Below are 14692 nucleotides of genomic sequence, written 5' to 3'. Positions count from 1 at the left end.
TCATGGTTCGGTCGCTACGCTCCCTCACTGCTCTTGACCTTCCTGATGCAGATACACACCGTCACGACCGTCGTGCTCGACCATCAGCACCGAGATGTCCTCGGCGCGCGAGGTCGGCACGTTCTTGCCCACGTAGTCTGCGCGGATCGGCAGTTCGCGGTGGCCGCGGTCGATGAGCACAGCCAGCTGCACGGCGCGGGGGCGGCCGAGGTCGCGCAGGCCGTCGAGGGCGGAGCGGACCGTCCTGCCGGAGAACAGCACGTCGTCGACGAGAACCACCAGGGAGTTCTCGATACCGCCGTCGGGCACCGAGGTACGTTCGAGCGGGCGGTGCGGGCGACTGCGCAGGTCGTCGCGGTACAGCGTGATGTCGAGGGAGCCGAGGGCGGGGCGCACACCGGAGAATTCCTCGATCTTGTCCGCCAGCCGGTTGGCCAGGGTGGTGCCGCGCGTCGGGATTCCCATGAGAACCACCCGCGGTGCATCGGCGTCGCCGGAATCCAAGGCGGTCTTCTCGATGATCTGATGCGCGATACGCGCTACGGTCCTGGTGACGTCCGATGGCGACAACAGCTCGCGTCCGGCCGCCACCCACTCGGGGGTGTGCCGCTGCGATGTTTCGCCCGCGCCGGTTTTGGCCGCCCGTTCGGGCACAGCCATGCCGACCTCCTTCCCCGCCTCACCGGACGGTCCGTTAAAGGATGCCTAACTCGCCCGTCAGCCTATCAGCGCCGCGAGGTGCCTTTGACCAGGTAGGCCCACCTGTGAGCGCGACCACGGAGCGCCGGTGGGCGACCGCTGCCGTGTCGGTGCTCACAGGCACGCCGAAAGTGCAGCGAGCGCGCATGTTTCACCCTCACGCGAGCTCGCGGTGACCGCCCCGAGGCGGGCGGTCGGTGATGGTGTTCACGTCGCCGGAGCGACCTCCACAACCACCGCCGCCCCGACGCGACATGGTTGCCTTCCGTCACACCCGCTCGGCGAGCACGACGCCGACCTTCGGGTCGTTCACCGCCACGTCTCTGCCGAGGGGAACGATCATGTCGTCCCAAGCGCGGAACCGGGTGTGCCAGCCGTGCCCGAGGAGCCACTGCTCCCCCGGGCGCCCGGCGTCCAGCGGCGGCATACCGGCGTCGTCACCGCCGACGAGTCGACGCAATTCTGCGTAGGGCGGAGCCTCGGGATCGACCGCGAACCGGCTGAGACCGAATCGGCTGCCGGGCGCGGACAGCGTCGTCAGCGTCGCCACCGTGCGGAGATGATCCTCGGGTGGGAGGTACGGGAGCGCGCCCTCGTCGATCCAGTGAGTCGGCAGCTCGGGCCGAAATCCCCGCTCGCGCAGCGGAACAGCCCAGTCGGTGCGCAGGTCGATCGGCAGGACGTGTCGTTGCGTGGTCGGCGTGGCTCGCACTGCGCGCAGTACCGGCTCCTTGAAGGCGAACAGCTCGGGCAGGTCCAGTTCGTAGACGGTGACGTCGGCGGGCAGACCCATCCGGAACGCGCGGGTGTCCAGACCGGCGCCGAGCAGAACGATCTGCCTGCATCCGGCGGCGACGGCCTCGGTCACCCGGTCGTCGACCAGACGGACCCCGACGGATCTTCCCGCGAAGAACTGTTCGGCCACGGCCTCGACTCGCTCCCATTTCGCGGCGCCTTCCCCGGTGCGGGTGAAGTCACGCCGCGCCGCGTCGACGAACTCCGTAGCGAGCGGGTCGGCGTAGAGCCGATCCGGCCTGCGCGACTCCCGCTCACGGATCAGCGCGACGCCGATCGCTGTCAGCGCCACCCCTGCGGTAGGTGCGTTCACGTGTGTCATCTGCCCCTCCTTCAAACTAACTTGCCGACCGGCTAGTGATCTCGGTCATGATCCGACGGTAGGCTCCCCCTAGCCGGTCGTCAAGCAAAGGAAAGCCCCGTGGACGGACGTCGTAGCGACACCAGGGAACGCATTCGCACGGTGGCGATGGAACTGTTCTCTGAGCGCGGGTACGAGAAGACCTCGCTGCGCGAGATCGCCGAGCGGCTCGGTGTGACCAAAGCCGCGCTGTACTACCACTTCCGGACCAAGGAAGACATCGTCGTCAGCCTGTCCGACGATCTGCGCCGTGGCATCGACGACATCGTCACCTGGGCCGAACAGGCACCGCCGGGTTCCGAACGCGCCGAGCAGATCCTGCGCCGCTACAGCGCGCTGCTGCACAGTCTCGGCCGTGACATGGTGCGGTTCTGGCACGAGAACCAGCCCGCGTTCCGCGACCTCGGTTTCGGCGCGGGTCTGCGCTACCAGTTCCGCGTGCTCGCCGACCTCATGACCGCGCCCGACGCCGCCGCGCTGGACGTCTATCACGCACGGCAAGCGCTGCTCGCGATCAGCTGGAGCCTGTCGATGATGGGCGATCTCGACCTGACCGACGACCAGATGCACACCGCCGCAACGGATATCGCGATCGATATCCTCGCCAGGATCCACTGACCGCACGTCGTCGAGCCCTCCCCCACATCGGTCGCGTCGAAATCCATTGCGACGCGGCCAACGTCCGCAGCGCGGCTGTTCCTCAGCGACTCGGATACGAGCTGGTCAGCACTGCACCACGCCCGCGCACAGCACCCGCCGACTCCGGCATCGGCATGGTCTGGTCGACCATCGAGGACCCTCGGGCGCGCTGAGGACATCGCTTGTCGCTCGATGACCCCCGGACTAGACTGTGACGCGCACCACATCGCGACGGCGGGTTCGCACCGTCGCCCAGAGCGATCGTGATCCGATCGGAGCGCCGGGTCACGGTGTTCGATCGCGACCCCCCGCTCGTCGGGCCGGGCCCGAAGTCACTCCAACCCCGCTCGACCGCGCAAGGAGATGACCGTCATGGCGGTTGCCGTCGAACTCGAATTCACCGGCTCGACCCTCGAACAGTACGACCAGGCCCTCGAGAAGATGGGCTTCGTGCACGGCGGCTCCGGCGGCCCCGGCCTCCTGTTCCACCTGGTCAGGAAGACCGACACCGGATTCCACGTCACCGACGTGTGGGAAACCCCCGAGCAGTTCCAGAGCTTCGCCGAATCCACCCTCGGCCCCATCGGCATGGAAGTAGGCATGCCCAACCAGCCCACCATCGAAGTCCACGAAATCTACAACTACCTGGCGCAGGGAAACTGACACATGCCCCGTGCGAGTTCCGCGTCGAGAGCTCGCACGGCGTGCTTTCCGATGAAGCGTAGGGCAGGATCCGTAGCTTCACTCCACCTGGCGGAGCACATCCCGGAGCCGGCGTTTCGAGCGTGATCGGGTCGAACGGTCACAGCGGTGCGGGCGGTTCCGGCGCGGCGTGGCGGGTGGGCAGGGCGCTGATCGTCAATGCCAGCATGACCAGTGCGATGCCCGCGAGTTCCAGCAGGGTGGGGCGTTGCGCGAGGGCGATCGCGCCGACGACGGTCGCGGTCGCCGGGAGCAACGCGAGCAGTAAGGCGAATCGGGCGCGTCCCACCGCGGTCAGCACCACCTGGTCCAGCGCGTAGGGCACGGCACTCGACAGCACGCCGACGCCGAGACCGAGCAGCCAGGTCCGCGGGTCGGCGAATACCGCGGCATCGATCGTCAGCTGCGGAATCAGCACGAACGGCGCCAGCAGCACCGCCGCGGCCGCCATACCGACAGCGAGGGAATCCTGGCCGTCACCGGTGTCGGCGACGCGCTTGCCGACCAGGATGTACGCCGCCCACAGGACCGCCGAGGCGAGAGCGAACCCCACTCCGACCGGCTCGACGTCGAACTGCACGCCGGCCAGCAACACCACACCGACCGCCACCAGCGCCACGGCGATCAGGTCGCGCGCCCGCCGCGACCCGAGCGTCGCGACGGCGACCGGACCGAGGAATTCGATGGCGACGGCGGTGCCGAGCGGGATACGCGCGATGGCCTCGTAGAACACGATGTTCATCGATACGGTGACGATGCCGAAGCCGGCGGCCGTCGCGATGCCCCGCCGTGTCCAGCGGGTTCGCCACGGCCGCCGCCAGGCCAGCAACGCGACCCCCGCCGCCGCGGCCCGCAACCAGGCGACAGTGGACGGCTCAGTGGTGTCGAACAGGAAGACGCCGAGTGCCGCACCCACATATTGCGAGGTCGCCGCGATGATGAACACCATCGGCACCGACCAGCCGGGCAGCGCGCGCGTCGCCGGCTGGTCGGTTGTCGAGATCGCATTCATCCCAGGAGTAATCCACAGACGGGCACGGATTTCAACGCGAACCGGCCCAGGATCGAATGATCGAGGGCCGGTTCGCAATACCGGTCACGTGGCTGCCGGAAAGTCGACGCCGGCAGCTGCGGAGTTTCGCGTTCGCGCGACTACCGGACGCCGAACCACCTGGTCAGCGCCGCGCGCAGATCAGCTGCGGCGGTGTCCGGTGCCTCGTCGATCGTCGCCGCCCAGGCGATGTGACCGTCGGGGCGGATCAGGAGTGCGTCGGCGGGACGATCGCCGGTCTTGGCCCTGTGGATGTCGACGCGCTGCGCCCACTCCCCGACGATCTCCCGCAGGTCGGCACGGTCGGCCAGGTCGAGGAAGACCGGTCGCGCGGCGCGCATGATCTCGGCGACGGCGGTGGTGCCCTGGTCGGTGTGCAGACTCAGGTCGGGAGCGAAAGTGCCGGTGAGCGACGGGGTTCCGGGTGCCGGGTAGCGCAGATCGGTGCCCGCGACGAGGGCTCCCATACGGCGCAGCGCGGGTTCGTCGGAGAGCAGTTCCTGGAATACCGTGCGCAGCGCCTCGGCGGCAGGGTCCTGACCCTGGCGAAGTGCCGCCTGGGCGCGGGTCTGCAGCAGTGCGCGACCACCGCCGAAGTGGCGTTCGTCGTGGTAGGTGTCGAGCAGGCCGGCCGGTGCCCAACCGTGGATGTCCGCGGCCAGCTTCCAGGCCAGGTTCACCGAATCGGTCATGCCGAGATTCATCGCGGCGCCGGTGGCGGGCAGCAGGTGGGCGGCATCACCGGCCAGGAAAACCCTACCCACACGGTAGTTTTCGGCCTGGCGGTCCTGGAACTGGTAGCGCGACAAGCGAGTCGGCGCACCGAGCGGAACCTCCGCGCCCAGCACACGCCGGACGCTGTGGCCGAGTTCGGCCATGGTCAGTGGTTCGTCGTTGTCGTATTCGGCGTCGTCGTTCTCGGTGGTCTGGAAGAACATCACGCGGTCCTCGGAGCTGACCCGTCCCAGCGCGAACACCCCGGTGTCGGTGTGGGTGAAGCCCGGATCGATCCGGCCGAAACCGGGCACCTCGAGGCCGCCGTCGTCGAGCACGGTCACCGACTCGTGCACGGCGACCACGGCCAGCCGGTTGACCTCCGGATAGGTGCTGCCGGGGAACCCGATTCCCGCCAGTTCGCGAATCCGGCTGCGGCCGCCGTCGCAGCCGACCAGGTAGCGGGCGCGCACCCGGTACGGTCCGTCCGGCCCGTTCACTTCCGCGATCACCGCGTCGTCGTCCTGGGTCACCGCGACCACTTCGTGTCCGCGCCGGATCTCGGCACCGAGGTCGACGGCGTCCTCGGCGAGCAGTTCCTCGACCCGCGCCTGCGGAATCGCCATGGCGTGCATCGGAGTTTCGTCGAGGCCGGTGAAGTCCAGGTACACCCCGCCGAAGGGGAAGATCGGTTTCGGACTCGGGTCGCCGCTGACCGCCGTCATCCGGTCGAGCAGTCCTCGATAGCGCAGCACGTCCAGAATCCGCCCGCCGAGACCACTGGCCTTCTGCGCGGTGCCCGGCTGTTCACGACGTTCGAGCACCAGCGGACGCACCCCGGCCCGCCCCAGCTCCCCCGCGAGCATCAACCCGGCCGGCCCAGCCCCGACAACGATCACGTCGGTGGTCATCTCTTGCATCTGGTCACTCCCGAATGTGGCTGGTCCCTGCATTGCCCAGCGATTCTGCAGCACCACCGGGGCCTTGCCGCAAGCCCCGGGGTGAGCTATAAGTTAGAAGGGGCAAGGAGATCCCGACTCCGACGATCCGCTGCGAACGGCCTCGACGACCTCAGCGCTGACGGTCATGCCGCAGTCGTGTGATGGCCTGCCGAATCCAGCTCTCGCGGTTCGCATCAGGCAGTTGTCGCTGTTCGAATTCGATCAGACCCTCGGCGGAGGCGTGATCGCCCATCACCATGGCGAGCAGTGTCTGGTAGTTGTCCGGCAGCACGGGAGTGGGTCGAGGCGTGGCAGTCCGCGTGGGTGGGGACGCGCGGCGGTCGGCCGGGGCGAGGGTCCGGTGCGGTAACCGCTGCAGGTTTTGCCGCGCCGCCGCGCTGCCCGCGGCGGCGGCACGCCGCCACCAGCGTTCGGCTTCCGCGTAGTCACCTCGGTCGAAGAGCAGCATCCCGAGGTTGTTCATGGTGCTGCGGTCACCGGCGTCGATGGCTCGGCGATACCACCGCTCGGCCTCCTCGTGCTGTCCGTCCTCGTCGAACAGCGCGCCGAGTGCGGCCATCGCGTCGGTGTCGCCCGCATCGGCGGCTTCGAGGAACCAGTGCAGGGCTTCGGCTGCGCGGTTCGCGGTGGCAGTGCGGTGCAGCAAGCGCGAGAACAAGCGCTGCGCGGCGTTGCGATCGTGCAGCAGGCGACCCAACCTGTTCATGGCCGAAGCACTGCCGAGGCCGGCGCCTTGGCGATACCAGCTCTCAGCCTCGGCGACGTCACCTCGACGCTCACACTGCCGTCCGAATTCCGCCATGGTGTCGCCCCGGCGGGAATCGGCGGGGGTGGGGCTCGGCTCCTCGGCAGCTGGGTCGACGATCGCAGCCGACGAGGTCAGCGCCGGTATGCGTCGAAAGGTTTCAGCTCGGGGACGCCGCCGGGACGACTGCGTGGCAGCCCATCTGGCGTCCAGCACACCGCCCACGTAGGCGCCGGCGAAGACGACGACGAGGCTTCCGCCGATCATCGCGCCGCCGCCCTTCACCAGACCGATCCCGATCTCGTGGCTGTCACGCTGTTGGCGCAGCACCTCCCGGTATGGCGTGCTGCTGGTGCCGGTGCGGGAGGACTCGATGCAGACGGTCCCTCGTTCCATCGGCCTGTCACCGCACATCGGAGCCGCGGCCGGGTCCTCGAGCAACTTGATCACCCCGACGACTATCGGGACGAAGCCGAGGAAGAAGACCAGTAACGCGCCGACCATCAGTAGACCGATGGCACCGCTGACGAATTGCCGCACTGTCTCACCCCCTCCCCCGAGTGCGCCGATCGTCGGCCGCCTCGGCGCGAACACCTACGCGCCACGGGTCCGGCATCGCAGGGCCGCGACGTATTCTAGCGAAAGCCGCACGGGGACAGCCTGTCCCGCTAGCGGAAGTACACATAGTCCTGGACCCAGTGGAATCCGCGGCTGCGCAAGGTGAAGGTGTCGGGGTCCTTGCGGTCCAGGGTGATCGTGATCGGGCGGTCGTGCAGTATTCCGCGTAGCAGCAGTCGGTCCGGGGTGGGTTTCTCGCAGGACAGTGTCGCGAACGGTGGTCCGGGGTCGACCGTGCCCATGGCGTTCATCGAGGTGAGCTCCACGTGTCCGTCGGGGCGGAAGTGGGCGTGCGCGGGTACCAGTTCGCCGTTCATCCGCTGGTAGGCGGCTTGCTGCGGGTCATCGAAAACCAGTCGCTGCCACCGTGTCTCGTCGGTGGTCAGCGGCGGGATCGGCAGCCCGTCGACGGTGAAATCCCGCACCTCCCAGATTCCGTACAGCGCCGATTTGGGGCTCGCGGCACCGGATTGTTCGTGCCAGACCACCCAGCGGTCGTAGCCGCTCCCCAGCGCGACCCACAGGCCCAACGCCGCCACCGCCCAGATCGCGAGGCGGTTCTTCCTGGCGTCGGTGAACAGCGCGGGCTGGGTCAGTGGCGCGCATGCGCCTTCCCGCACGAAGACATCAGTCAGGCGCCGCAGGTACGGAGCGAGCAGGAACACGCTGATCAGCAGCAGGTGCGCGGCGAGCAGTTTCTCCGGTATGTCGAACGTCATGTTCAGCAGGAGAATCTGCGCGGTACTCGCCAGCGTCAACGCGGCGCCGAGCACGGCGGTCCTGGACACGAACAGCAGCAGCCCCGCCACCACTTCCACCCCGCCGAGAGCCATCTCGTACGGATACGAGCTGCCGACCTGCAGCCACAACACCGAGGCGGGGCTCATCTCGCCGTACGGCCGCAACAGCTGAGCCAGTCCGGGTGCCGGCATCTGGGTGGGGATCAGTTTGGCGAACCCGAACCCGATCATCTGCCCGCCCAGAGCCAGCCGCAGGAACAGCGAGAACCAGGCGAGCGCGCGGGCGGGTACGGGACGACGGTCGACGGCTGTCCACACCGCGGCGCCCGTCGCCGCGACGACCAGCAGACAGAACACCAGTACCCAGACGGCGGTCTGGTCGCCCGCTCCGGAGTCCTGGTGTAACTCAGCGTCGACCCCGAAGACCGCTCGACCGACCGGCCCGGTGACGGGGTCGGTGATGGGCATGTTCCACGGCCCCGGGTATTCGCGAATCCACCGGCCGAGGATGCCGAGCAGCGCGAACGGGATATAGGTCAGGAGCAGGCAGAGCAGGCCGAAATAGATGATGGAGAATCGGAGGACGATCTGGGTCGGCACAGGCCGACCGGCCCGTGCTGCGACGGGGGCCGACGCTGTCGTGATCACTGCTGCATCCTCGGATCGTGGGTCGGGTCGGCGTACAGGGGCGGACAGCCGAGTTCCCCCGCGTCGGAGCGAAGTTCGTAATGCCACGGTTCGTTCGCGTAGATCTGGCACAACCCGTAGGCGGCGCCGTGCGCGGACAGCCATGCCGCGCCGTCGGTCGGCCCGATATCGACCGCCTCGCCCGCTACGTGAGCGGACGTGGAAGGGGTTGCCACCCACCGAGCGGCTTCGGTTTCCGAGCCGTATTTCGAGACTGCCTCGCGCAGCAGCTGTTCCTGGTATTCCGGCGACCGCCAGCCACTGTTGACGACGAGCTCGACCCCGTCGTCCGCGGCATCGGCGGCAGCGGAGCGCAGGGCGGCGAGCAGATCGGAGTCGAGGTTGCCCACGGACGGATTCCCGTCGTCGAAGAGCGTCGCGCCGGGCGGACCGCGGTGGCCGCCGACCAAGGTGTCGATGGATCGTGCGACCGTGGACATGGTCGGCAACGACTGGTAAACGAGGACACCGACAGACGCCGCACTGACGATGACAACGGCGGCGAGGGCGGTCGATCGGAGACGGCGGATCGCCGGTTCACGGTGGTTCATGCCCCTCAGTCAAGGCAGCATGGTGTTGCCGACGCGTATGCGCTTTCGGATACGCCGACGATATCCCCCGGCTGGGAGAATCGAGCGTCTATGCGTGTACTGATCGTCGAGGACGAACCCTATCTGGCGGACGCCATCCGCGATGGCCTGCGCCTGGACGCGATCGCCGCCGACATCGCGGGTGACGGCGATACCGCGCTGGAGCTGCTGAGCGTCAACACCTACGACATCGCCGTCCTGGACCGTGACATCCCGGGTCCCTCCGGTGACGAGATCGCCGAACACATCGTCGCCTCCGGTAGCGGGCTGCCGATCCTGATGCTCACCGCCGCCGATCGGCTCGACGACAAGGCGAGCGGTTTCGGGCTCGGCGCCGACGACTACCTCACCAAGCCGTTCGAACTCCGCGAACTCGTCCTCCGGCTCAGAGCGCTCGACCGCAGGCGCGCGCACAACCGGCCACCAGTGCGCGAGATCGCCGGGCTGCGTCTGGACGCGTTCCGCCGGGAGGTCTACCGCGACGGCCGCTACATCGCTCTGACCCGGAAGCAGTTCGCGGTGCTCGAAGTGCTCATCGCCGCCGAAGGCGGTGTCGTGAGCGCCGAGGAACTCCTGGAACGGGCGTGGGACGAGAACGCGGACCCGTTCACCAACGCGGTGCGGATCACCGTCTCCGCGCTACGCAAACGCCTGGGCGAACCGTGGGTCATCGCCACCGTGGCCGGTGTCGGGTACCGCATCAGCGACGGGCGAGACCGTGGGTAGGGCGCCCGGATTGAGTGTTCGCCTCAAACTCACCCTCAGCTACGCCGGCTTCATCATGGTCGTGGGTTCGCTGCTCATCGCCGCCGTGGGTGTCTACTACCTGTGGTACCTGCCCGAGGGCTGGATCTACACCAGCAGCGGCGATTTCTGGATCGATCGCGGCATGCTGCTGCGCTCCTTCGCGCCGTTCGTGACCATCGTGATGGCTTTCCTGCTGGCGATCGGTCTGGTGGGCGGATGGTTTCTCGCCGGTTGGATGCTCACCCCGCTGACCCGCATCACCGCCGCCACCCGGACGGCCGCGAACGGCTCACTCAGCCACCGAATCCGGCTGCCGGGCCGCAGCGACGAGTTCCGCGAACTCGCCGACGCCTTCGACGTGATGTTCGCCCGGTTGGAAGCACACGTCAACGAACAGCGCCGCTTCGCCGCCAACGCCTCCCACGAACTGCGCACGCCGCTGGCGATCACCCAGACCCTGCTCGACGTGGCCCGCGATGACCGCACCCACGACACCGGCGAACTGGTCGACCGCCTCCACGCCGTCAACACCCGGGCGATCGACCTCACCGAGGCATTGCTGCTGCTCAGCCGCGCCGATCAGCGGTCTTTCACCCGGGAACACGTCGACCTTTCCCTGCTCGCGGAACAAGCCGCCGAAACGCTGCTCGCCCTCGCCGAAGAACATGGCGTGATCCTGGAGACCTCGGGCGAGGTGACCCCCACCATCGGCTCCCACGCCCTGCTGTTGCAGCTGACGACGAATCTCGTGCACAACGCGATCGTCCACAATCTGCCCGCAGGCGGCATCGTGTGGGTCACGACCGGACTGCGCCCCGAGACGGTGGTGCTCACCGTCGAGAACACGGGCCCGGTCCTGCACCCCATGGTGGTTTCCACACTGGTCGAGCCGTTTCAGCGCGGCACCGAACGCGTTCGCGCCGACCACGCGGGCATCGGCCTGGGCCTGGCGATCGTCAACAGCATCACCGCGGCACACGGTGGAACCCTCGCACTCGATCCGCGTCCGGCCGGCGGACTCCGCGTCACGGTCCAGCTTCCACGTCGGCCACTACCGCCGGCAGCACGGCGGTGACGGCTCCGGCACGGCAGGGCGTTCAGGGAGTGCGCAGCACCGAACGCACCAATTCCGCGACCGCCGCACGCAAACGGTCGACCTCGCCCGCCCTGGCCAGTTGCTGTGCGAGTTCCCCGCCGACCGTCGACAACAACAGCGCGCCCACGGTGTCGGCGTCGATATCGGGACGGACCTCGCGCAGGAGCGTGCCGATGTGCTGCGCCCAGAACGTGTGGAATTCGGCGCTGCGCGGATGTGGCGGCATCGCCTGATAAGCCGCGATCAGTTCCACGTCGTCGGTGACCATGCACGTCATCGCGTCGAAGAAGGCGAGTAGCCGGTCGGTCGCCGGTGCGCCCGGTCCCAGTGGCGGTGGGCCGCTCGACACCGCCGCCATCAACGCGACGGCACCCTCGGCGACGAGCTCGTAGAGCAGGCCCGCGCGGCTGCCGAACCGGTGGAAGATGGTGCCCTTTCCGACACCCGCCGCCGCGGCCACCCGATCCATCGTCACCCCGGCCGCGCCGTGTTCGGCCAGCAGCGCGGCGGTGGCATCGAGGATCGCTCGACGGTTGCGCGCGGCGTCGGCGCGTTCGGTGGGACGTCGGTCGGTCATCGCACCCGCTTTCTCGGCACCCGCCGATCCGTTGACAAGTTGACCGACGGTCCATATCGTTCGAGATATCTGGACCGACAGTCAACTTATGGAGTTCTGATGCAGGCAATCGTAATGACCCGGACCGGCACACCCGACGTTCTGGTGGTGCGCGAGGTCGGCGACCCTCGCCCGGGCGACGGGCAGGTCGTCCTCCGGACCGAGGTGGTGCCGGTGCTCTACCCGGAGACCAAGGTTCGCGCGGGCACGTTTCCATTTCCCGCGCCGCTACCCGAGGTCTTCGGGTTCCAGGCGGCGGGCACGGTGATCGATATCGGCGCGGGCGTCGATCAGCAATTGCTCGGCTCCCGGGTGGTCGCGTCGACCAGCGGGTTCGGCGCCTACGCCGAACTCGTTGTCGCCGAAGCTGATTCGGTGACAACGATCCCTGCCGACCTGACCACCGAGCACGCTGCCGCGATCCTCATGCCGGGGTCGGTGGCACTGGCGCTGATGCGGACGGCGGGTGTCACGGCGGGCGAGACCGTCCTGGTCGAAGCGGCGGCCACCGGTGTCGGCAGCTGCCTCACCCAGCTGTGCGCCGCCGCGGGCGTGCGCGTCATCGGTACCGCGGGCGGGGAACAGAAGGCCCGGCTCGCGCGCGACAGCGGCGCGCACGAGGTGCTCGATCACACCGCGCCCGACTGGGCGGATCAGCTGGCCGATCTCCTCGCGGGCGGCACGGTCGACGTCGTGTTCGATTCCATCGGGGGCGCATCGCTGACGCCGCTGCTCGACCTGATCACGCCACTGGGTGGCCGAATCCTCAGCTACGGCTGGCTCGACGGCGCACCCGCACAGCTGGGTGCCACCGAGCTGATCCTGCGCGGACTCACGCTCACCGGCTGCGCGGGCACCGCCTGGCTCGGCGAAGTCGCCCAGCAGCGATCGGCGGCACTCACGGCGACAGCACAGGGCCTGCTGACACCCGTGATCGACTCGATCCTTTCCCTCGCCGACGCCGCGCGGGCGCACCGAATGCTGGAGGACAGGACCGCTTTCGGCACCGTGCTGTTGCGGCCATAAACCTTCAGTCTCCTTGAAACTCAGCGTATGCTTCAACCAACCTGAAGGTTGGTGGGCGTCACGCAACCCGGGCACGCCGAATCGACGGCGCGGATTTCGCGGCCGAGTTCCTCGAAGCGCAGGGCATCGACGATGAGCGCGTCGACATCATCTGGGACGCCATCGCCGCGCACACGACCGGCCTCAGCGACTCACCCGTGTACCGCCGTCGTCGACCCGCCGCCATCTGGATCGCGGTCACCGGCATCGGCCTCGACGTCGGCGGCGGCCCCGATGATCTGCCCCCGGGATTCGCGGACCTGGTCCACGCCTCCTATCCACGCCTCGGCGGTACGCGGGCCCTCACCGACATCATCGAACGTCAGGCGGTCGGCGACCCGCGCAAGGCACCGCTGGGCTCGCTGCCGGGCGAGATCCTCCGGCTGCGTCATCCGGAACTGGTGCCGTACACGTGGGACACGGTTCTCGACACGAGCGGCTGGCAGGACTGAGCCCGCTGCCGGGATCGGCACCTGGTCGGCCGACAGTGCCCTCGGCGGACTCGGTCGACCGGGCTTCCGACGCGTCGCGATGCTCTGCGCGAAAAATCTGGCAATTCATGCGCCGGGGATGTCGAGAATGCTCGGGCGACTCCGTCCCAGGGATACGAGAGCCGAACGGGCCTCGAGACGACGAGCGTCAGCGCGTCCGAAAATACGATCCGGCCAGAATGAGCCGCAACGAACCCGAGGAGAACATCATGACGGTCCACCGGATGGATCATGTCGGCATCGTGGTCGAAGATCTCGCGGCTGCTGTCGCGTTCTTCGTAGCACTGGGCCTGGAGCTGGAGGGCGAAGCGACAGTCGGGGGCCAATGGGCAGACGACTTGCTCGGACTGACGGGCGTCCGAGCCGACATGGCCGTCGTTCGGACACCCGACGGCCACAGCCGGGTCGAGCTCTCGACCTTCCGCTCGCCGACGACCACCCTCGCCGCACCGAACGCGCCAGTGAACATCCCCGGCATCCCACGCCTGACATTCGTCGTCGACGATGTCGAGAACGTCCTCGACCGCCTGCGCGCCCACGGCGCCGAACTCGTGGGCACGGTCGCCCGCTACGAAGACATCTGCCGCTACGCCTACGTGCGCGGCCCCGACGGCGTCCTCATCGGGCTGGTCGAGGAACTCCGCTGAGCGACACTCACCACGAGCCGTCTATCGAACATACATTCGAATACGTTGTAGACTGGCGCTCATGTCGCTGCCCCTGCAAGGTTCACTGTTCGACGGTGACGCGATTGCCCTGGGTTCCATCGAGGCGATCCGGCGCACCCCACTCGACGCGACCAGCTGGGTCGATGTGCTGCCAGGCTGGCTGAGCGGCGCGAGCCGGCTGTTCGATCGACTGGCCGAACGCGTCCCCTGGCACGCCGAACGCAGGCCGATGTACGACCGGGTCGTGGACGTGCCACGGCTGGTGTCGTTCTTCGGGGAGAACGACCCGCTCCCCGATCACATTCTGGTCGATGCGCGGGCGGCATTGACCGCGCATTACGCGGCGGAACTCGGTGAACCGTTCCGCACGGCCGGGCTGTGTTTCTACCGCGACGGCCGCGACAGCGTCGCCTGGCACGGAGACACGATCGGCCGCGGCGCCACCCACGACACGATGGTCGCGATCGTCTCGGTCGGAGCGCCGCGCTCTCTGCTGCTACGCCCGCGCGGCGGTGGCGCGAGCGTACGGTTCACGGCCGGGCACGGGGATCTCCTGGTGATGGGCGGGGCATGTCAGCGCACCTGGGAACACGCGGTCCCCAAGACCGCACGCCCCGTCGGACCCCGCATCAGCATCCAGTTCCGCCCCCGCGGGGTCCGGTGACCCGACCACGTCCGTTGGACTGATTCGGTCGAAACACTTTCT

Annotated in this window: 17 protein-coding genes; 8 read left to right on the top strand and 9 right to left on the bottom strand. The window is 68.3% G+C overall.

Going from position 1 to position 14692, the window contains the following annotated elements:
• Positions 1-24 precede the first annotated feature (24 nt).
• Together pyrR and ACFULV_RS29835 are read right to left on the bottom strand one after the other, a co-directional pair.
• Positions 25-660, bottom strand: a complete 636-nt coding sequence (gene pyrR / locus ACFULV_RS29840; protein WP_378627016.1) for a bifunctional pyr operon transcriptional regulator/uracil phosphoribosyltransferase PyrR — start codon at positions 658-660, stop codon at positions 25-27.
• 307 nt (positions 661-967) lie between these two features.
• A complete protein-coding gene (locus ACFULV_RS29835) occupies positions 968-1816 on the bottom strand; it encodes an SAM-dependent methyltransferase (protein WP_378662447.1) in 849 nt (282 codons plus the stop codon).
• Positions 1817-1915: 99 nt separating this feature from the next.
• On the opposite strand from ACFULV_RS29835, the gene ACFULV_RS29830 reads away from it, so the two are divergent.
• Together ACFULV_RS29830 and ACFULV_RS29825 are read left to right on the top strand one after the other, a co-directional pair.
• On the top strand, positions 1916-2473 hold the full coding sequence (locus tag ACFULV_RS29830; RefSeq protein ID WP_378627013.1) for a TetR/AcrR family transcriptional regulator: 558 nt from the start codon (positions 1916-1918) through the stop codon (positions 2471-2473).
• A 393-nt stretch (positions 2474-2866) separates the two neighbouring features.
• Positions 2867-3157, top strand: a complete 291-nt coding sequence (locus ACFULV_RS29825; protein ID WP_378627009.1) for a hypothetical protein — start codon at positions 2867-2869, stop codon at positions 3155-3157.
• A gap of 139 nt (positions 3158-3296) precedes the next feature.
• On the opposite strand, the gene ACFULV_RS29820 is transcribed toward ACFULV_RS29825, so the two are convergent.
• The 5 genes from ACFULV_RS29820 to ACFULV_RS29800 form a co-directional block, all read right to left on the bottom strand.
• Positions 3297-4208, bottom strand: coding sequence for a DMT family transporter (locus ACFULV_RS29820; RefSeq protein ID WP_378662445.1), 912 nt, complete (start codon positions 4206-4208; stop codon positions 3297-3299).
• A gap of 140 nt (positions 4209-4348) precedes the next feature.
• Positions 4349-5881, bottom strand: a complete 1533-nt coding sequence (locus ACFULV_RS29815; protein ID WP_378662442.1) for an FAD-dependent monooxygenase — start codon at positions 5879-5881, stop codon at positions 4349-4351.
• A 151-nt stretch (positions 5882-6032) separates the two neighbouring features.
• Positions 6033-7208: a tetratricopeptide repeat protein gene (locus ACFULV_RS29810; RefSeq protein WP_378662440.1), complete on the bottom strand. Its 1176-nt coding sequence runs from the start codon at positions 7206-7208 to the stop codon at positions 6033-6035.
• 128 nt (positions 7209-7336) lie between these two features.
• The gene (locus ACFULV_RS29805; protein WP_378662505.1) at positions 7337-8671 is read right to left on the bottom strand and encodes a DoxX family protein; all 1335 of its coding nucleotides are present in this window, start codon (positions 8669-8671) and stop codon (positions 7337-7339) included.
• Positions 8671-9264: a M15 family metallopeptidase gene (locus tag ACFULV_RS29800; protein WP_378662437.1), complete on the bottom strand. Its 594-nt coding sequence runs from the start codon at positions 9262-9264 to the stop codon at positions 8671-8673. Before ACFULV_RS29800 ends, ACFULV_RS29805 begins: the two co-directional genes overlap by 1 nt.
• Before the next feature lie 90 nt (positions 9265-9354).
• Between ACFULV_RS29800 and ACFULV_RS29795 the strand changes: the two genes are divergently transcribed.
• Positions 9355-10029, top strand: coding sequence for a response regulator transcription factor (locus ACFULV_RS29795; RefSeq protein WP_378662435.1), 675 nt, complete (start codon positions 9355-9357; stop codon positions 10027-10029).
• A 10-nt stretch (positions 10030-10039) separates the two neighbouring features.
• The gene (locus ACFULV_RS29790) at positions 10040-11125 is read left to right on the top strand and encodes a sensor histidine kinase (protein WP_378662432.1); all 1086 of its coding nucleotides are present in this window, start codon (positions 10040-10042) and stop codon (positions 11123-11125) included.
• Positions 11126-11147: 22 nt separating this feature from the next.
• On the opposite strand, the gene ACFULV_RS29785 is transcribed toward ACFULV_RS29790, so the two are convergent.
• Entirely contained in the window at positions 11148-11723 is a 576-nt protein-coding gene (locus ACFULV_RS29785) for a TetR/AcrR family transcriptional regulator (protein WP_378662430.1), read from the bottom strand.
• A gap of 99 nt (positions 11724-11822) precedes the next feature.
• On the opposite strand from ACFULV_RS29785, the gene ACFULV_RS29780 reads away from it, so the two are divergent.
• Entirely contained in the window at positions 11823-12788 is a 966-nt protein-coding gene (locus ACFULV_RS29780) for a zinc-binding alcohol dehydrogenase family protein (protein ID WP_378662428.1), read from the top strand.
• A gap of 32 nt (positions 12789-12820) precedes the next feature.
• Here the strand turns inward: ACFULV_RS29780 and ACFULV_RS29775 are convergent, their stop codons facing one another.
• Entirely contained in the window at positions 12821-12961 is a 141-nt protein-coding gene (locus tag ACFULV_RS29775) for a hypothetical protein (RefSeq protein ID WP_378662425.1), read from the bottom strand.
• Positions 12962-12985: 24 nt separating this feature from the next.
• On the opposite strand from ACFULV_RS29775, the gene ACFULV_RS29770 reads away from it, so the two are divergent.
• The 3 genes from ACFULV_RS29770 to ACFULV_RS29760 all read left to right on the top strand — a co-directional run bounded on the left by ACFULV_RS29770 (position 12986) and on the right by ACFULV_RS29760 (position 14650).
• Positions 12986-13279 carry a hypothetical protein gene (locus tag ACFULV_RS29770; protein ID WP_378662423.1) on the top strand — a complete coding sequence of 98 codons (294 nt, stop codon included), beginning with the start codon at positions 12986-12988 and terminating at the stop codon, positions 13277-13279.
• A 248-nt stretch (positions 13280-13527) separates the two neighbouring features.
• Positions 13528-13965: a VOC family protein gene (locus ACFULV_RS29765; RefSeq protein ID WP_378662503.1), complete on the top strand. Its 438-nt coding sequence runs from the start codon at positions 13528-13530 to the stop codon at positions 13963-13965.
• 61 nt (positions 13966-14026) lie between these two features.
• Positions 14027-14650: an alpha-ketoglutarate-dependent dioxygenase AlkB gene (locus tag ACFULV_RS29760; protein WP_378626992.1), complete on the top strand. Its 624-nt coding sequence runs from the start codon at positions 14027-14029 to the stop codon at positions 14648-14650.
• The last annotated feature ends 42 nt before the right edge of the window (positions 14651-14692 follow it).

It is taken from the genome of Nocardia sp. NPDC057272 (assembly GCF_042668615.1).
Lineage (GTDB): Bacteria > Actinomycetota > Actinomycetes > Mycobacteriales > Mycobacteriaceae > Nocardia.
Note: the sequence above shows the minus strand (reverse complement) of the source record. Positions and strands in the feature narration are given on the sequence as shown.